Source organism: Bifidobacterium dolichotidis (assembly GCF_003951975.1).
In the GTDB taxonomy this organism is placed as follows: Bacteria; Actinomycetota; Actinomycetes; order Actinomycetales; family Bifidobacteriaceae; genus Bifidobacterium; species Bifidobacterium dolichotidis.
This window is the reverse complement of the sequence record NZ_QXGM01000001.1, coordinates 1-18743: the sequence shown is the minus strand read 5'-3', so window position 1 is coordinate 18743 and position 18743 is coordinate 1. Positions and strand designations below refer to the sequence as shown.

Annotated in this window: 15 protein-coding genes and 2 tRNA genes; 4 read left to right on the top strand and 13 right to left on the bottom strand. The window is 49.8% G+C overall.

Going from position 1 to position 18743, the window contains the following annotated elements; translation table 11 throughout:
- Positions 1-111: 111 nt before the first annotated feature.
- From D2E26_RS00080 to D2E26_RS00060, 5 genes are all read right to left on the bottom strand, one after another.
- A complete protein-coding gene (locus D2E26_RS00080) occupies positions 112-3135 on the bottom strand; it encodes a DUF7604 domain-containing protein (RefSeq protein ID WP_125962689.1) in 3024 nt (1007 codons plus the stop codon).
- 393 nt (positions 3136-3528) lie between these two features.
- Positions 3529-4536 carry a class C sortase gene (locus D2E26_RS00075; RefSeq protein WP_125963333.1) on the bottom strand — a complete coding sequence of 336 codons (1008 nt, stop codon included), beginning with the start codon at positions 4534-4536 and terminating at the stop codon, positions 3529-3531.
- 305 nt (positions 4537-4841) lie between these two features.
- Positions 4842-5651 (bottom strand): YggS family pyridoxal phosphate-dependent enzyme, encoded by an 810-nt coding sequence (locus tag D2E26_RS00070; protein ID WP_125962688.1) that lies wholly within the window; start codon positions 5649-5651, stop codon positions 4842-4844.
- 75 nt (positions 5652-5726) lie between these two features.
- The gene (locus tag D2E26_RS00065; protein ID WP_125962687.1) at positions 5727-6965 is read right to left on the bottom strand and encodes a glutamate--tRNA ligase family protein; all 1239 of its coding nucleotides are present in this window, start codon (positions 6963-6965) and stop codon (positions 5727-5729) included.
- 230 nt (positions 6966-7195) lie between these two features.
- On the bottom strand, positions 7196-7930 hold the full coding sequence (locus tag D2E26_RS00060) for an MIP/aquaporin family protein (protein ID WP_125962686.1): 735 nt from the start codon (positions 7928-7930) through the stop codon (positions 7196-7198).
- Positions 7931-8165: 235 nt separating this feature from the next.
- Between D2E26_RS00060 and D2E26_RS00055 the strand changes: the two genes are divergently transcribed.
- Positions 8166-8239, top strand: a tRNA-Lys gene (locus tag D2E26_RS00055).
- Positions 8240-8283: 44 nt separating this feature from the next.
- A tRNA-Lys gene (locus tag D2E26_RS00050) sits at positions 8284-8357 on the top strand.
- Between the two features lie 1220 nt (positions 8358-9577).
- Here D2E26_RS00050 and rplI read toward each other — a convergent pair.
- From rplI to rpsF, 4 genes are all read right to left on the bottom strand, one after another.
- The gene (rplI, locus tag D2E26_RS00045) at positions 9578-10024 is read right to left on the bottom strand and encodes a 50S ribosomal protein L9 (RefSeq protein WP_125962685.1); all 447 of its coding nucleotides are present in this window, start codon (positions 10022-10024) and stop codon (positions 9578-9580) included.
- Between the two features lie 17 nt (positions 10025-10041).
- Entirely contained in the window at positions 10042-10290 is a 249-nt protein-coding gene (gene rpsR, locus D2E26_RS00040) for a 30S ribosomal protein S18 (RefSeq protein WP_004219092.1), read from the bottom strand.
- A 138-nt stretch (positions 10291-10428) separates the two neighbouring features.
- The gene (locus D2E26_RS00035) at positions 10429-11019 is read right to left on the bottom strand and encodes a single-stranded DNA-binding protein (protein ID WP_125962684.1); all 591 of its coding nucleotides are present in this window, start codon (positions 11017-11019) and stop codon (positions 10429-10431) included.
- Positions 11020-11179: 160 nt separating this feature from the next.
- Positions 11180-11467 (bottom strand): 30S ribosomal protein S6, encoded by a 288-nt coding sequence (rpsF, locus tag D2E26_RS00030; protein ID WP_125962683.1) that lies wholly within the window; start codon positions 11465-11467, stop codon positions 11180-11182.
- Between the two features lie 614 nt (positions 11468-12081).
- Between rpsF and D2E26_RS00025 the strand changes: the two genes are divergently transcribed.
- The gene (locus D2E26_RS00025) at positions 12082-13095 is read left to right on the top strand and encodes a ribose-phosphate diphosphokinase (RefSeq protein WP_125963332.1); all 1014 of its coding nucleotides are present in this window, start codon (positions 12082-12084) and stop codon (positions 13093-13095) included.
- Between the two features lie 588 nt (positions 13096-13683).
- On the opposite strand, the gene D2E26_RS00020 is transcribed toward D2E26_RS00025, so the two are convergent.
- The 3 genes from D2E26_RS00020 to D2E26_RS00010 form a co-directional block, all read right to left on the bottom strand.
- Positions 13684-14664, bottom strand: coding sequence for a ribokinase (locus D2E26_RS00020; RefSeq protein ID WP_125962682.1), 981 nt, complete (start codon positions 14662-14664; stop codon positions 13684-13686).
- Between the two features lie 154 nt (positions 14665-14818).
- Positions 14819-15793: a nucleoside hydrolase gene (locus D2E26_RS00015; protein ID WP_241218802.1), complete on the bottom strand. Its 975-nt coding sequence runs from the start codon at positions 15791-15793 to the stop codon at positions 14819-14821.
- A gap of 321 nt (positions 15794-16114) precedes the next feature.
- On the bottom strand, positions 16115-17218 hold the full coding sequence (locus D2E26_RS00010) for a LacI family DNA-binding transcriptional regulator (protein ID WP_241218801.1): 1104 nt from the start codon (positions 17216-17218) through the stop codon (positions 16115-16117).
- A gap of 286 nt (positions 17219-17504) precedes the next feature.
- On the opposite strand from D2E26_RS00010, the gene D2E26_RS00005 reads away from it, so the two are divergent.
- On the top strand, positions 17505-18053 hold the full coding sequence (locus D2E26_RS00005) for a hypothetical protein (RefSeq protein ID WP_125962679.1): 549 nt from the start codon (positions 17505-17507) through the stop codon (positions 18051-18053).
- A 482-nt stretch (positions 18054-18535) separates the two neighbouring features.
- Here D2E26_RS00005 and D2E26_RS07500 read toward each other — a convergent pair.
- A partial coding sequence (locus D2E26_RS07500) for a hypothetical protein (RefSeq protein WP_206432047.1) occupies positions 18536-18743 on the bottom strand: 208 nt, incomplete at its 5' end.

Below are 18743 nucleotides of genomic sequence, written 5' to 3'. Positions count from 1 at the left end.
ATTCGCCAAAGACGTCAGTACATGTGCTATCTGACCGCAGTTTGCTGTTATTTGCTCAGGAAAAGTTCGTAGTACACCGTTACCGTTGAACAGTTCTTCTGGGGAAAAGCATTATGACTTTTCGTGTGACCAAGAGTGCTCTTGCCTGCGCCATAGCATTGTCCTTCCTATAGCTACGAGCGCGAGCGCGCCAAGTCCGGTTGCTACACCCAGCCAAAGCCGAGGCGTAGCACTACCCTCACCTGTGAGCGGCAATTGCGTTGCAGGTTTCAGCCTGTTTGTAAATGCCGCAACATTGGTATTGGTTGCCGTATCGGTAGCATTCTTGCCGCCCGCATACGTCACAGTTGTTTTCACGCTGCCATCGTCATTGAATTCAGGAATGCCATGTGTATCTTCAACAACATTGAGTTGCACATCAACATGGTCCTTATCGCATTCCCAGACTGATGGATCAGGATTGTTTTCTTGTACAGTAAAGCGATAACTCTGAGCTGTTTGAGCATCTGGCAAGCTCACATTCACAGCTGTTTGGAATGATGCCGTCTTCGCTTGGCCCATCGTAAAAGGACCACGAACTGTTGTCGTTGCAGACGTAAATGGCTTATTCTCCAGCGTCTGCATAGACTTGCTGCTTTCTGCAGAGACATTATTCACTGGTCGCAACGTAAACGAGAACGAATTATCAGTATCCGTGTTAGCCACAGTTTTTTGCACAGTAATGCTGCTCAAATCAAGCTTTGCTACAGCTGGATAATTCGTAATAGTCGTCGTAACATCGCGCTGGGCATTTGCTGGAATAGTTAACACATGGTTCGCATCATATGCTGCCTTATAGCTGGTGTTCTTACCATCTACGGTTGCCGTTACTGGCTCTTCTGACAACGTATATTGACGCTGCTGATCGGTTACTGGAATATAAATCTGCTTCGACCAATCGGCATTTGCGTTTGCACCAGCCTTAATTTCAATATGGTTGTAGCTCGTGCAGGACTGATCCGCATGGTCTACTACTGCACAGGCAAGATCCACATAAATTGATGATGGACGTGCAGCCTTACCAAGCCAGTGCTTGTTTACCGTAAGAGTCGAGTAATGCTTCTGTGCTTCTGGCGTCTGTATATCAACCTGGAACACTGGATGTGGCATCGTCGCATTGATATTCGGCTGTGTTTGGCCGTCAACACGTGGCGCATATGACAGGAATGCATTGGCATTACTGCGGAAACCAAGCTGATCTTCGGATTCATCACCGGTGTTCTTCTCTCCAGTCACACCGTTATATGGATCCTCTTTGCCGCTATTCACGCCATCAACGTATTCCTGATAGGCCTTGGCAGTTGGCTTGATCGTATACTCCAGCACATAGTTGTAGCCATTCCTCAACGTGTAGTTCTGTGGGAATTGCACTGCAATAGTGTTCTCTGGAAGTTCTGGATTCGACTCATGCGTTTGCAACGTATAGAGTGCTTGTCCCTGTGATTCAAGACCAGCATCAGCCAACGTAATTGGCTCATTCTGAGCATTTTTCACAATCAGCTGTGCACCATAATGTTGAGCTGCATCTGGCTGCGTAAATTGCACATAATCAGAAAGCTGATCTTCCATTCTGATGTTCTGATATGCAGCACCCGAAACAATCGTGCTCGAAAGTCCTGCAAAAACGCTGTCTAATGCGTTTGCAGAGGTAGCAGCAAAGTAATAGTCACCATCGGTATTACGAGCATGTGGATCCACCGAGCACGATTCGCCCGTCCAACGGCTATAGGTACAAGTGCCTTCTGCATCTGGGTAATTGTTCGACAGATCGTTCATGAATGTTTCTGCCGTTTGATCAGTGCCAGGAATTGCATTAATGGCATAGACTTCAGCATTCAACTGATGCTTGAGTTTGTAACTCTCATCAATGGCATCAGTAGCAACACCTTGTGAATAACCACTGCCCTTACTCGTCGAAGGCTCACCATCGCTGAAGAACACCACCATGCGCTTTGCGTTCTGGCGCGGTCCTTCATTAGGGTTGCCTGCCTGCTGACCTGCAGGATCAAGCGCACGTTCTGCTAAATCCATGCCGTAATCAGCTTGAGTAAAACCACCAGGCTGCAATGCATTTACGGCATCATCAACACTGTTTGCCGAACCAATCAGGTTATCGGTAAGCGGCGTGACGATCTGCGAATAATTACTTTGATCCGTTGTTAACAGCACAACTCGCTGGTTACCAACCTGAATAGCTTCAGGATAAGTGTCATTACCAATCTGATCGCTCTGTGTACCAGCAAACTTAATGAGTGAAACACGAACACGGTTTGCTGGATCCTGAATCTGTTCGTTGTACTTATTGATATCGGTTAAGAACGAACGAAGTGCATTCTTCAGAATTTGAATACGCGTTAACGAAGTCTGCGTATAGAACTGCGTAGAGTCTGGCGAATACTGCTGGTCATCGGAATCAAACCAGCCAGTAACCAAACGTGTAGTAAACCAGTACCTCACCCTTCTTGTGGTATACGTAACTGGTTCATATCCATTACGAGTGGACACATAATACGTGGTATCCGTATTGACTTGCGAAGCATCAACTGGTGAATACGAAGGATTATCGACGAGCAGCATACTGCTAGAAACATCAAGCACCAGTGCCACATCTAGTGGCGTTGCCTGCTGTACCGCAGTCTCGCTGGACTTACCTTTCACACTCATATCCAACGTATAGGTGCCATTGAATTGCCCCGTTGCTGGATCAGTATTCTTATGAATTTGCTTCGTAAATTCTGGAGCATCAGCTGGAGCTGATGGTGGCGTTGCATCATTATTGGCAGCAGGCTGAGCTGGGGCACCATTAACCACAGGCTGCGTTGCATTGGCCTGAGCCGATGCGTCACTGCCATGTGCCGCAGGTTGCGTAGCTTCTGCAGGCTGCGTGGTTTCAGTAGATTGTGCAGCATGCTCAGCCTGAGCCGATGCAGCATCATCTGCATATGAGGTAGGCAGTCCGATTAGAAATTCAATAAAACAGAGTGCAATTGCACAGAACACCGCAATAGCGCGACACGTTATGACGTTTGCACGCAGACTCATGCTGCTTACAGCATGCTTACCGCGCGCGTGACGCAGCCTGCCCTTACTTGACATAACGAACAATCCTCTGCATTAGCGGAACATAGTACAAACCACATTCCTGTTTCGGGTCATTTGTGTGCTCCGGGCATGCAAGCCCTAGGCAAGACAAACTATCTTCCCTGAGTCTGTTTTTGTTTGCTAGGTAGTCACCTGTTGGTTGTGACGGTTAACGAATAACCCCCATTACTCGTTAACTTCAGTCTAAAATGGCAACTTTGCGCGCAAGTGCCCCCTTCGCAGTCAGCATAAAATAGAACGACTTAAGCGCTACATACCCACCGCTAGTAAGCAATCAAAAAAGAGAAGAAAAGAGCCTAATTAGTGCTCTGAGCGAACATATAGGGGTGTTCAACAAAACCGCCCTATCCCGTCTCAAAATCGGATAAGAATCAATCTCGTATCGCATTACCAAGCTGGACGATTCTTACCAGCATGATGCATCACGATGAATCGATGCCAGCGCTTCCATACCCCCGCAAGAATGCTGCCGAATACCAAAATTGCAAGGACGGTGCATATGCCTATCGTGTGCAAATCATATACATCAGATGGATGCGGAGCAGGATTTGGAATGGACACGCGATGCCCAGAAACCAATAAACGATGCGTATTCACGCCGTATGGCGTACACGTCATCAGCGTTACGCGGTCCTGCCCTGGCTCAACGCGCAATGAAGAGACATCTGACGGATCAATAACCGAAATTCTGTCGACTTCATAGCCAAGTTCTTTGCCCATAACATCGATATAGAAGAAATCACCCTTCTTCATCTCGTCAAGGCGCGTAAACATTGCAGCCGCAACAAGACCACGATGCCCAGTAATAACAGCATGCGTATTCTTGCCGCCGACTGGCAGACTTGTGCCATACAAATGACCAGCACCGCGCGAGAGTGCCGCATCATCAGTTCCGTGATAAATCGGCAGGTTCACGCTAATTTTCGGTATCACAATCGCACCCATAACGCCGTCTCCAGTGTCCAGTAACGACTGATATTCAGCATCTTTACTGGCAGCCGATTCCGTGTGCTGATGTCCCGAAACGCTCGAACTCCCCGCTACACTCGCGAAAGGATCCACAGCCTCACCCAGAATTGGTTGGCCGCTTGCTGCAAGTTTTTTATTGTATTTCTGTGCTGCCTGCAGTTGCTCTTCTGCCTTCGGATATGGCCACCCTGCTACGCGATTATGCACCGACTGCGTTTGCGAGGACTGATTCGCTGCTGTTTTCCATTGCAGAATAAAAGGCGTAGCCGCAATGCATAGAGCACCAATACCAAGAATGATGCCCACAATACGCAAAATGAGCATGCGACGGCGGATCGAACGCTGACGAGCAGCAATTTTGCCCACTTCTTTGGTATTTGGATCAACCGTCCATGGCTTACGCGCATGCACATAAGCAGCATGCATATCATCAGCCTGAGCATTCGCTAATCGAGCTTTGCCAAATCGACCCTTTGCAAAATGAGATGAAGAGGCTCTATCGACAGTATGCGCGGCAGGCTCGCGGAGCGAGTCCCGATCCTCGATGTTGCCAGCCATCGCCATCTCCTCTAGTGCAATATGCCAAATGAAGTGCAGCAAACGTTATAAGCAGGTAATGCTTATAAGATTTTCTTGCTCTCTTCTAAGACTGCCATATTCAGTACAGCTCACCAAGAGTTCAACAGCTAACAGGAAAATATGCGTCCACGTACCAAAACGGGTTGAAGAAATCAGACGAACAGACGCTCACCAAAAATTGCACGGCCCAAACGTACCTGCGTTGAACCTTCTTCAATTGCAATTTCTGCGTCGCCGCTCATACCCATAGAAAGCTGCGTGCAGTGGTGCAAATTCTCTTCACCCGAAGCCAGCAGCTCATCACGCATGGTACGCAACTGAATAAAGCCCTGACGGATCTTTGCTTTGTCTTCAACATGAGCGCCGACAGTCATCAGGCCTTCGAGCTCAATTCCTGGCATTGCAGCGATTGCAGCTGCAATATCCTTAGCCTGAGCTGGATCACAACCTGACTTGCTTGCTTCACCAGACACATTAACTTCGAGCAGCACACGAGCTGTCATATCGTGCATAGTTGCACGTCGAGCAATTTTTGTTGCCAAGTCCTCGCTATCAACAGATTCAATAACGTTGGCATATGGCAAAACTTTATTGATCTTATTGCTCTGCAACTGACCAATCAGATGCAAATACACATCTGGTTCAACAGCGTTCTCTTGCACACCAACGGTCAGGCCTTGTGCTGCACAGAGTGCACGAACACCTTCAATTTTGGCCGTAATCTCCTGTGGACGATTCTCACCAATCACACGAATACCAGCGTTCAATGCTGCAACCACTTCTGCAACATCACGCGTCTTCGTTGCAGCGAGCAGCTGCACGGAATCTGGTTCACGACCAGCACGCTGCGTTGCTTCTGCTAGGCGATCGAGTACACGATGCACATTGTCAGTGATTTCTTGCTTACGCTCATCACTAATCGTTGTATTGGCTAAATCTTTATGCTCCATATACGCAACCATCGTGTTCTCCTCGTATCCTGCTCTTCTAACTCTTACTTCTGTCTATTGCTTCTATCTATTTACGCTTATTCCAGCTTACTCAGCGCACCTGTTACTCAGGCGGTTGGCTAAATCATCTGGCAGTGCTTTGTCGTAATTCACGGCACGCACAGCTTGCCACGAGAATGCTTCAAGGACTTGTTGTGCAGTCATTGGTGCTGGATTGAAATCTTCGCGCATTGGATCAATATGACCCTGCTCATCGTAGGTAACACCTTCTGCGTTTAAGCCCAACAATGCCGCGCAGTATCCAATAATTTGCTCAGGCTGCACGCCTTGTGTACGCAAATATCCTAGATCCAGCGAGCGCGTGCGCTTGGCCAGACGCACACCAGCGGCGTTATCAATTAGTGCCAAATGTGCAAACTCAAGATCCGATGCAGTATCGGTCGACTGTTGGCTGCCGGCTTGTTGCACAGCATGTTGTGCAACATGTTCCGTAGACGTACTCAGCTGCGAGGCACTACCCTGCTGTGCAACGGCCTGCACAAAGCCGCGTTCCATAAGTAACTGACGGATATGCAATTGCAAAGCGGTCGACCGCAATAAATCACGACCGCGCACAATCTGCGTTACACCCTGTAAAAGGTCATCAACCGTAACGGCAAGCTGATATGCAAATAGACCGTCAGAACGGCGCAGCACTGTATCGCCTAAATCGCGACCTAAATCAAAACTCTGCGCACCTTGAATCAGATCATCGAACTGTACTAAGCCAGCCGCGTCACCTGGTTCAGGTACCGCTAATCGCCATGCATGACGACGCGTTTCACATGGAACATTTGCCTCAGTATGTGAGGTAATGCTCTGTTTGGTCGCAGCGGCATCAGCGGTTGCAGAGGAATCAATAAAATCAGTGGCAGCTAACTGTTCAATTGGCGGATCGTGACGAGACCATGCAACACGGCACGTGCCTGGATAGCGCACGAAGCCGTCGCCCTGCTGAGGCGCGCTGGCGGCGCGGATCTCAGCCCTCGAGCAGAAGCAAGGATACAGCTGCGTCGGCTGCTCAGCGAGCGTGCGCAGCGCCTGCATATACAGATCAGAGCGGTCGGACTGATAGACTGGCTCACCATCCCAGTTGAGGCCGAGCCAATTCAGATCGTCCATAATCCAACGATCTGCATCTTTCGCAACGCGAGGTCCATCAATATCTTCAATGCGCAACACAATTGGCTGCTGCTGGGCGCGCGAACCAAGCCACGCGGCGAGCATGGCCATAACGTTTCCCATATGCATACGTCCAGAAGGTGTAGGCGCAAATCGACCTGTCATATCCGTCTTTCTTTCGTTGAACCAACCTTGAGCCAAGTGTAGGAGCGGGGCCTGAGTATGAACGCAGGCATTACCGTCGCCTTGCTAGGTACAACAGGTACTGAACTCAAGTTGGACGTTTTATAAAGATTGAGTACTCCATAAAACAATGCCGCCCCACAGCAAGTAGAGCGGCATTTGCAAGAAACCAGCCGAAATGGCCGGCAGATAACCTATTCAGGCGAAGTACATCAGATGGCGAACAGAACCTTGAACAGCCAGCAGCCGAGCATACCACCGAGAATTGGGGCGACGACTGGGATCCAGGCTTCGTTCCAACGCGACTTGCCCTTGTGCTTAATAGGCAGCAGCGAGTGCAGCAGACGAGGCATCAAATCACGTGCAGGGTTCAGGCCAGGACCGGTTGGACCACCCATCGAGGTGACGAGGCCCCAAACGATGAAGCCGACGACGATCGAAGCGGCAGCGTAGTTCGAGCTACCCCACTGCAGCTCGAGGCAGCACAGAGCGCCGAGAACGAGCAGCATCGTGCCAATGAACTCGCTGATGAAGTAGTTAGTGCGGCTTTCGTAAGCGTCAGCCGTGCAGAACGTGCCGAGGATTGCTTCTGGATCCTCAGTCTTCTGGTAGTGAGGGTAGTAAACGGCGTACACGAGCAGCTGGCCAACAGCAGCGCCGAGCAGCTGAGCGATGATGTATGGCAGGACCAAGCTCCATGGGAACATGCCATTCACAGCCTGTGCGAGCGTCATAGCAGGGTTAATGTGTGCACCCGAAACGCCACCGAACATGAGCACAGGGAACATAACACCAAAACCGTAGCCCATAGCGATGTTGATCCAACCAGCTTTGTGGCCCTTGGTGCCTGAAAGTTCAACATTAGCCACAGCACCGTTGCCGAACACCATGAGCACTGCCGTACCCACAAATTCTGCAGCGAGCTTGGTAAACAGTGAGATCTCCACTGAATTATCCTTCGTTCTTCTCTTTAACAAACTAGAACCGCCCGGCTTTCGGGCATGAAAAGGAAACCTTCGAGCAGATAGGACGGAATTTCGACGCGAACAACGCCACGTTCAATGGTATCGCTAGGTACGTAGCAAATTTGAAATCGGCGAAATAATGCGAGACACGCCGTAACTTGCATGTGAAGGAAATGTGAGTATATTTATTTTCTGGCTTTGATGCCTACCAACTTTTGCCCCTTTAGCTCAGTTGGTTAGAGCAGCTGACTCTTAATCAGCGTGTCCAGGGTTCGAATCCCTGAGGGGGCACTTTTTCTTTGGTACTATGGTTATTAAAGAAAATAATTGAATACGCCCCTTTAGCTCAGTTGGTTAGAGCAGCTGACTCTTAATCAGCGTGTCCAGGGTTCGAATCCCTGAGGGGGCACACGCAAGAAAAAACCTCAACCGTTTAGTTGAGGTTTTTTCGTATCTACAGAGTAATGCATCTACTGCTTCCCTTACTCCTCTTATGAAGTACTCCTCTTGTGAAGTCTTCTCCTTCTCTCCTCTCCTTTCCATCCTTTTACTGCTGCTACTGCTTCTATAGCTATTTCTTGATTCTTTTCCTTACCAAACGCATGTGTGGCACAGCAACGCACACCCAACTGCAGAACCATTTGTGAAAGAGTGTGTTTTGTTTCTCTAACAACTACATATTTCGGCGGAATACTGCGGAAGTTGCATTTGCTGCGCACACCCTTTCACAATTCATCAATGAGTTGGGTGTGGAAAATCGATGAGTCTACGAACTTGTGCACACTGCTACGCAACTCTCAATTGATAAGCGTGTGATTTGAGCACGGCCGAATTACGCACAAACCCAGAATTTTCAACATTTCTAAAAAAGAGCAAAACACGGTTACGCACAATGCTGCCGTAGCAGTGCGCCAGGCATGCACTATGCAGAGTGGCAAGCAAAGCATTAAGAGGAACACAGGCCGCAGAATGCTAAGCAGTTTAAACAATTCACAGCACCTGAGATGATATAAGACTCGTATAAGCCAATTTCGCTTGAACATGCATCAAACATCACATATGCAGTAAAACGACGCTTATGGCCATTGCTATGGCTTTATACACGAACACCATACAACGCGTAGCTACTCTACAAATACAAGCAGCAAGGTTATTCGCTAAACCAAGCTTGTACACACCTTACGAGGCTCAACCGGGCTTACACACACGTTATGCGGCTCAATGAGGCTCGCATTACGAAGCACTCATGAAAGCACTCATGAAAGTATTCACGAAAGCACTTTTCAACACTGTTTTGTGCATAATTATTCATAATTTGCGTTATCCACTTGTGCACTGTGAACATGTGCAGCAGTGCAATCCACAAAAATATGCACATATTCACATATGAATCAACGAAGCATATTCATATCAGAAGATTCATACCAGAAGATTCCTCGGCAGGATCTCTGAGTGCACAAATATAAAAAAGAAGACCCCGCCTGATTCCAGACGGAGCCTTCTTCAAATGCTTAAGCTCAAACTCGTATATGGAGTCTGATGGACGAATTGCTGCTCTGTGAAAGCTGCAACTTTACAACCGACGTTCTAAAGAGCAGGCCTTATGCACAGATCACAATTCGTGAGACATCACTCAGCAACGACCTTAACGGTAACGGTTGCAGAAATTTCAGGATGCAGAGTGATGGTTGCTGGGAACTCACCCGTGGTCTTGATTGGAGCGACGGCAATAGCCTTTGGCTCAACGGTGACCTTGGATGCGAGAGCAGCAGCAATCTTGTCAGCGGAGATACCGCCGAACAGCTTGCCGGACTCAGACACCTTAGCGGCGATCTCGACGGTCGTGCCATCGATCTTGTCCTTAGCAGCCACTGCATCTTCACGGGATGCAACAGCGCGTGCCAGACGAGCGCGCTTCATTTCCTCAGCCTGTTCTGCAGCGTTCTTGGTCCACTTGAAAGCGAGACCCTGTGGGAACAGGAAGTTGCGAGCGTAGCCACTCTTAACGGTGACGATATCGCCCTCATTGCCGAGGTCGTTAACGGACTTAGTGAGAATAACCTTGGTTTCAGCCATTGTATTTACTCCTCAACTCAGCGACCATTGGTGGCGTATGGAAGCAGTGCCATCTCGCGGGCGTTCTTAATAGCCGTAGCGATCTTGCGCTGTTCCTGCACGGTCACACCAGTGATACGGCGGGAACGGATCTTACCGCGATCGGAAATGAACTTGCGCAGCAGTGCAACGTCCTTGTAATCGATCTCGGTGATCTTAGCAGCCTTGAGTGGGTTTGGCTTCTTCTTGAACGGCTTGACCGGCGGCTGCGGCCTCTTGCGTGACATCTAATATTCTCCTTGAATGAATGGGATAACTCGTTTTGAAAACGGTGCCAGATCGAAAGTCTTACAGCTACTGAAGCTGTATCCCAATTTGCATAAGCAAATGTGCTTCAGAACTGTGCCGTACTGGCAATCAACGAATCAGAACTCTGGTTCCTGCGAAGCACCACCGAATTCGCTTGCACCAAACGTGCCGAACGAATCGTCGGACGAACCTGCCGAACTCCATGGATCAGCTGCAGGCTGCTGAGTCTGCGTCTGACCGCCGAAGCTCGAACCACCCTGGTAATTAGCGCCACCTTGGTAGCCACCATTACCCTGGTTCTGGTTGAATCCGCCGCCATTATTGGCGTTGAAACCACCGTTCGAAGACTGACGCTGAACCTGTGCTGTTGCGTAACGCAGCGATGGACCAATTTCGTCCACCTGCAGCTCCACCACAGTGCGCTGCGAGCCATCCTGAGCCTGGTAGCTGCGCTGCTGCAAACGACCCTGCGCAATAACGCGCATGCCCTTGCTCAGCGACTTTGCACAGTGCTCACCGAGATCACGCCATGCGGAGCAACGCATGAACAATGCGTTACCATCCTCAAACTGGCCCGTGCTGCGGTTATAGCTACGAGGCGTAGATGCAATAGTGAAGCTAGCCACCATTGCGCCACTGTTCAATGTACGTAGCTCTGGATCACTCGTGAGGTTACCCACAATTGTGATTACCGTTTCACCTGCCATGGCGTTCCTTCTTTCAGTTGGCTCGTTACCGCTTCAACGTTTTGGTCTTCAACGTATTGGAACGAGCTAAATTTCGTTGAACTATGACCTGGTACCTGATGATTTGCTTGTAATCCGCGCCGTACTACTTCATTCGTGCGGCGAGCTTAAATCAGCTAGATTACTTGCGAAGAATCTTCGTACGAATGATGGATTCGTTCAGGTTAAGCAGACGATCGAGCTCATCGCTCGTTGCTGGCTCAGCCGTGTACAGAACGACAACGTAGTTGCCCTCGGTCTTGCCATCAATTTCGTAAGCGAGCTTGCGACGTCCCCAAATATCGATGTTCTCTACAGAACCGTTTTCCTTGGTGACAATTTCCATATACTGGTTCGTCAGCTTCTTCAGGCCGTTCTCATCCAGTGCTGGATCAGCGATGAACATGAGTTCATACTTGTGTGCAGACATCACCCACCTCCTTCGGACTTGTGGCCGCGGTCCTTCCGCGACAGGAGTGTGTTTGCAGTCGCGCACATATTGAGAAGCACTGTGCTTCAAATATGCACACTAACTTGCCTAGATTATACGAAACCCCGGACGCTTCCAACCCACTGTGACATGCGTCAGGAAGTCCCGTTTCTACCGTCAATAGCTTCCCTATTTTGAGTCACATTTTCAGTTATTTCAATGGTTACGTTTGCATCGCAAGAACGTCGCGCACAGCTGCATTACTGACGCCAGATTTTTAACTATTTCACGTTCATCGGTATGCCATTGTTCCTGCGGTTTTGGGAGCGTCATCGAACGTTCGTTACGTTCTTCATGAGGCTTTGAGCAAGACTTGTTTTGGTTTGATTGTTCATTCTTTTTTATTTCTCGTCTTGCAATATGACTCCTTATAAACACGTATAGGCCTGCGCAATACATACTCATTGCTATATTTGGCCAAAGGCATCACCTGCATCTCGAAGACGAATCCCACCATGAATACATGCGTTCATGCGCAATTCATGCGTATTCGTGTCGTATGTTCGCGCTGCGTGCTTGCTAGCTATTTCACATCATTAAAGGAGCTGCTCAACATGTCTGCAATCCTCGAAGGACATCCCGATAAACGATTGGCTCTCGTAACGGGCCGCGCTTATCCGGAACAAGCCGAGGAAACTGCTCATTTTCTAGGCACGGAAGTACTGAAGACCACTGCATACGACTTTGCAAACGGCGAGATGTATGTGCGTTTCACCGAGCCTGTGCGCGGTTCTGATATTTTCATCATGCAGGCGCACGCTAACGACATCAACAAGTGGATCATGGAACAGCTCATCATGATTGATGCAGCTAAGCGCGCTTCCGCTCGCTCGATCACTGTTGTGGCACCATTCCTGGGCTATTCTCGTCAGGACAAGAAGCACCAGGGTCGTGAGCCAATCACGGCACGCCTTATTTTCAATCTTTTCCGCGCAGCTGGCGCTGACCGCGTTATTACTGTTGATCTGCACGCTGCTCAGGAGCAGGGCTTCTTCAATGGTCCTGTTGACCACCTGACTGCAATGCCAGTGCTTATCGATTACATGCGTAACCGCATTGAGCCTGAGAATACGACGATCGTTTCCCCTGACGCTGGTCGTATTAAGGTTTCCGAGCAGTGGGCTGCTAAGCTCGGCGGTCTGCCACTCGCCTTCATTCACAAGTCCCGCGATATTACGCGTCCTAACCACGCTGTGGCTCACGGCATTATTGGTGAGGTCGAAGGCCGCGACTGCATCGTTATCGACGATATGATCGATACCGCTGGCACGATTTGCGAAGCTGTTCGTACACTGCACGAGAAGGGCGCTAAGTCCGTCACGCTCGTTGCTACGCACGGCCTGTTCTCTGGCCCTGCAATCGAGCGCCTGAAGGAATGCGGCGCTAAGGAAATCGTTGTGACTGATACGGTCCCAATTCCAGAAGAAAAGCGTCTCGACAACATGACTGTGCTGTCCATTGCACCACTGCTGGCTGCTGGTATCCGTTCAGTCTTCGAGGCAAGCTCGGTTACGAACCTGCTGAACGGTCTTCCAGAAGACATGAAGCCACGTAACATTTACGCATGATGCAACAGCTCTGCATGAGCTAACGTACATGGCCTTATACAGAGCGCACATGATGTGTTGATGTTGTACAACATAGACCGCTGATATTGCACAGCATAGAGTGCATATTGCAGTAGCACATCATTGATGTAGCTTGATTTGAGGATTCAATCCACACGGATTGGATCCTCTTTTTGTATCGCTCGCAAACTCGTGAACGAAATCATGCACGAAGTCGTATTCGAAATTGTGAGCAAGCTCAGATGCGAAGTTATCCCAAAATTCGTATACAGAATCGTGAACGAAACCGTTAGCAGAACTGTGCGCAAACTCGTGATCCTCATCGCGCGCAAAACCCGCAGAAATGGCCATGTTCAAAGACATGTAGGGGGGTAATAAAATGCGACGATATTATGCACGTGATACAAGCACTTTATAGTGATCAATGTGCATGAGGAAAAGCTGAATGATTCTGCGCCGATGCAGAAATAAAAATGAAACTAAAACAGTAAAACAGAAGAAAATACCATGGGGCCGGAAAGCACATAACATGCTTTCCGGCCCCATAGTGTTAGATCCCAAGGAAACCGGGAGAAATCCCGGACGTTTTTACTTGGCCGAGAATGCTTCGCGGATCTGCGATGCGTTGCCGTATGAAGCCTGAGCACCATAGCTCATAGCGGCATATGCAGAGACGTACGAAGCAAGCTGAGCCGAATCGCTGAGCGACAGGTCAGAAGCCAGACCAGCAAGCACGGTACCCATGAAGGAGTCACCGCAACCCGTCGTATCAACAGCCTTGATACGCACTGGGTAGATGCGCTGGATTGGTTCGTCAGCGGTCGAGTCGAGCACGACGGAACCGTCGCCACCGAGCGTGACGATAGCCTGATCAAAGCCATATTCACGCATGCGATCAAGAGCGAAGTTCCAATCGAACGAATCCCAGTTGCCATCAGCTGGCTCATCAATGTTGAGCAGCTGAGCCATCTCGTGTTCGTTGACGAGCAGCACATCAGCTGCAGCAACGAGCTCTTCTGGCAGCGTTGGGCGGAATGGCGAGTTGTTCAGCAGCACCTTCACGCCTGCAGCGTGGCACATCTGAGCAGCCGTAGTCACGGTCTCGATTGGGCTTTCGAGGCACAGACCCAGCACGCTCGAGTTCGTCAGAGCCTTGCGCTCAGACTCGATGTACTCTGGGCTCACGCGAGCATTCGAACCTGGGGAGTACACAATTGCGTTCTCACCCGAGGCATCCACGGTAATAACCGTCGTGCCGCTAGGTCCAAGCACGCGGCGCACGTGCGTCGTGTTGACGCCCGCATCATTGAGCTTGCCGAGCAGGAACGCAGCGTTCGAGTCGGAGCCAACTGCACCGAACATGTGCACCTGAGCGCCAATACGGGCGGCAGCAGCAGCCTGGTTGCCGGACTTACCGCCAGGCAGCACCTGCAGTGGACCACCGTTCACGGTCTCGCCTGGCTTAGGCAGGCGCTCCGTCGTCACCGTATAGTCGGCGTTCATGGAACCGACCACGGCTACCTTTCCATGGATCTTGTCTAGCGCGCACAACGGGTTGGCAAATGTCATGGCGGTTCTGTTCCTTTCAGATTGGACCTAGGGTCTGTGTGTTGATGGTTTGAGTTTGAGTTTGGTTTGAGTCGCTGAGCTTCAAATCAATTCGAAAGCTGAGGCCAAATTGATGGCCGCAGCTTCGTCGTTGATCAAAGTTAAGCAGCCCGAATCAGTGAACCAGCGTATAGGTCGAGTTTGCGACCAGGTTCGTGATTCGATCCATGAACATCTTCAGGAAGCGGTCAACGTCAACGCCAACGCACACCTTCGAAGTCTTGTGTGGATCGTTGAGACGATCAGGATCACCAATCGTGCGGCCGTTGCTTGGGCCATCCACGTCGACCATCATGTTGATGTCGAGCATGTTCACGAGCGTTGGATCGATTGCGACGCCAACAGCCAGTGGGTCGTGCAGACCACAACCGCCGAGCTTTGGAGCCGTCGTCTCATAAGCCTTGATGTAGTAATCCGTAATATCAGCAAGCTTCTGGCCTGCATCGGTACCCGTGGCGCGCCAGCGCTGCGTATCCTTGTAGGTCAGCAGCGTCTGCAGCGTGACATCGAGACCAACCATTGTAGTTGGCATGCCGGAGCGGAACACATAGTTTGCTGCGTATGGATCCTGGTGGATGTTTGCTTCCGAGCAAGGCGTGACGTTGCCTGGCTGGGTCAGAGCGCCACCCATAAGCACCTCAGCATCAACAAGATCAACGATGCTTGGATCCTTCTGGATTGCTGCTGCAATGTTCGTCTGTGGTCCCGTTGGAACGAGCACGAGGTCCTTGCCGTACTTGTGAGCGGACTCGATGATGAAGTCCACTGCGTTCTGGTCTTCAATCGTGCGCGTTGGCTCTGGGAGCTCAACTTCGCCGATGCCGTTCTTACCGTGAATGAATGCAGAGATCTCTTCGACTTCGAAGCCATCACGCTTCAGAGCGTGGGACAGGCCCTTGTACACCTTGACCTCTGGGTGACCGAAGAGCTCGGTCAGTGCGAGTGCGTTGCGAACACCCTGTTCCACAAGCACGTTTCCGTAAGTACCCGTAATACCGATGAGCTCAACCTCTGGGCTACCCAAAGCAAGTGCAATTGCGAGTGCGTCGTCCACACCGGTGTCGAGGTCCAGAATCATCTTCTTGGTCATGGTGATGCCTTTCTCCATTGTAGGGCCGTACGGTCATCGTTGACGGTCACCATTATTTTCTTCTCATTTCGGCCACCTCTCAAGTGGCTAAAACCGTTTGATAAAACGTTTTATCAAGCGTAAAGTCTAGTGCTGAAAATTGAGCATGTCAAAACAATTAATACCCTCCGCGTTTCGGGGGTACCCCTTGTTTTTCTACATGCTTACTCTGCATTTATTTGCATTGTTTTTAACGCTCTCGTTGGCGTTTTCGCTACGCGCGTAACGCATTTAATTCGACAGCGGCAGACAGAGTTCTCCCACGAAGTTGCAATGCTCATTTCAGATCTTTGGCTGCCCCACAGTTTCACGCATTACGAGCGTTGGTTCAAGCAGCAGCGTACATGCTCGCGTCAGCCAGGACTTGCCAGAACCCAAGCCATACAAGGATTCCTGACTCTCATCAGAGGACTTTTCGGCGGTCGTATGAGCCGATCCCGCGCGATCGCGTTCAATACGACGATCAATAGCCTCAATCTGCTTGCACAGTCGCGTCCAACCTTGCTGAGCAAGTCCTTCTACATCTTGCGCAATGGTCGTTAAGTCATACCTCATGCCATAGCGCTGCAACATGTTGTCGTAACCAACAACAGAAATATCTTCAGGAACGCGCACACCGCGACGTTCACAGCTTTGAATAAAGCCCGAAGCCATTAAGTCATTGCAGCAGAACACTGCAGTTGCATCGGAATCCAGAATCTGCTCGGCAGCACGAGCGCCACCTTCAAATCGATATCCCCCATCGAACAGCAGCGCTGGATCAATAGGATTACCATCCGCTTCAAGCTCGCTTAAGAAGCCCCAAACACGAGCATCAGCATTACGCGAGTCAGCACCGCCGGTCACACAAGCAATGCGCGTATGACCTGCATTCAGCAGACAACGAGCAGCCAACGATCCGCCGTAACGATTATCAACGCCTACGCCATCACACCAGTCACCATCGAACAGACGATCCAGCAACATCACTGGGCAATCAATACTCTCAATTTGATTGCGGAACTCTTCCTGATCGTTATACGATTCGCGCGCTGCAATGATCATAATGCCGTCCACGCCGCGCGACGTCAGCTTTTCAATAAGCTTGCGCTCGGATTCTCGCGAATCGTCCGAGCTTGCCATAATCAAGGAATAGCCACTGCGTGCACACTGATCTTCAAGGCACTTGCACAGTGAAGCAAAGAATAGATTTTCAATATCTGGCACAATCAGTGCGATTAACATCGAACGCTTAGTGACGAGGCTTCGTGCGTTCTGGTTTGGCACATAATTCAGATCTCTTGCAGCCTTCAAAATTCGAGCTTTTGTTGCCTCGGCTACACGTGCCTGTCTACCGTTTAACACGAGCGAAGCAGTAGCGACAGCCACTCCAGCCCTCGCTGCCACGTCTTTGAGCGTAACTCTACGCACGTCTCTCTCCCTTGATTACAGTCACGTACGGCATCCACCACGATTTATTTTGATTTCCGCGTCTATGCAGAAATCAATACACACAGCAATGTGTTAAACCGTACGTACTGAGCTTTCTCTCTCTAAAACAGAATTGTAGCCCAACGAGAGCACCAATAAAACGATTTAGCAAGTTGTGTCTCTGCTCTTAGGGGAGAGATAGCGCAACGGTTAACGGTATAATGTGCACGCAAGAGAAGAAGAAAAAAGTGGGGGTTTTCCCATGTTCGATGAAAAACAACTAGTCGAAGCGAAAGAAGATGATGATTCGCTCGACGAAGCTGAAGTGGACGCCGAAGATCATCAGCAGAAGCACGCTTGGAAAACAATTATTGCTGTAATTGCAGTTGTTTTGCTCGTCGTAGCTGTCAGCTGTGGATTCATTGTGTGGAACAATGCACGTATATACCGTGACGATATGTTTCGCACGGCATATAACACATGCCAAAACCAGGCTGATAAGGTGCCAGCAAGCGAAGAGGAGCTTTCCGCTGCGCTGAAGAAGGCACGTCACACCGCAGATACACTGTCTGCAACTGATGTTGCTGATCCAAATACGCTGAGCGATTTGCAAGATGCAATTAGCAGCGGCGCTTCGGTGAAGCGCGCTCCAAGCTGCAATGTCGATGCAAGCGCAGAAACGCTTATTGAGACTGCACGTCTGATTGATACGTCAATGGACAATGCACACAATGCAGCAAATGCTTTGCAATACTCTACGAAGGCTGCTTTGGCTTCGCAGAAGGAATTGGATCTGCTGCATAATAAGTAAAGCTTCGAGGAGCCTGCACAATACTTCAGTATGTACAAGGCATCAAGCAAAGAGCGGGATAGCTGACAACAGCTTCCCGCTCTTTTTGTATATGGTTTTCGACTGGCCGTGCTCTGCTATTCCTTACGCTCTACTATTCCTTGCACTCTCCTATTCCTTGTGCTCCTGCTTCTAGCTCCCGCGCCTAACCTCATAGCTCGATGTGTATGGCAGTTATGAACTCTCTAATTACTCTTCGTAAGTTCTCTAAAGCTGCACTATCTTCTCTGATCTGATCTATCTCAGTTGCGTCCAGGTCTTCTCGCTTATGCACTGATCTGTCTCACTTGCGCCAAAATCTATCTCGCTTACTCCTGATCTATCTCACTTGCGTCCAGATCTATCTTGCTTGCGTCTAGATCTTTCTCGCTTACTCCTGATCTATCTCACTTGTGCCCTTATCTTATGCTGCTTGTAAGGCCCGCTGTGCCTCTATTGCACTGTTACGCATATGAATAGAGGCATACACGAATAAACACCGTTGAAACGGCCTTATCCGTATATGCCTCTTGAAATGTCTGTGAATATGTTTGAACCCCGATAACCGTTGTGGTTTCGGGGTTCAAACTTGAAAAGTTGTGTAGCGGCGGCGTGCTACTCTCCCACATCCTCTCGAATGCAGTACCATCGCCGTGCCAGGGCTTAGCTTCC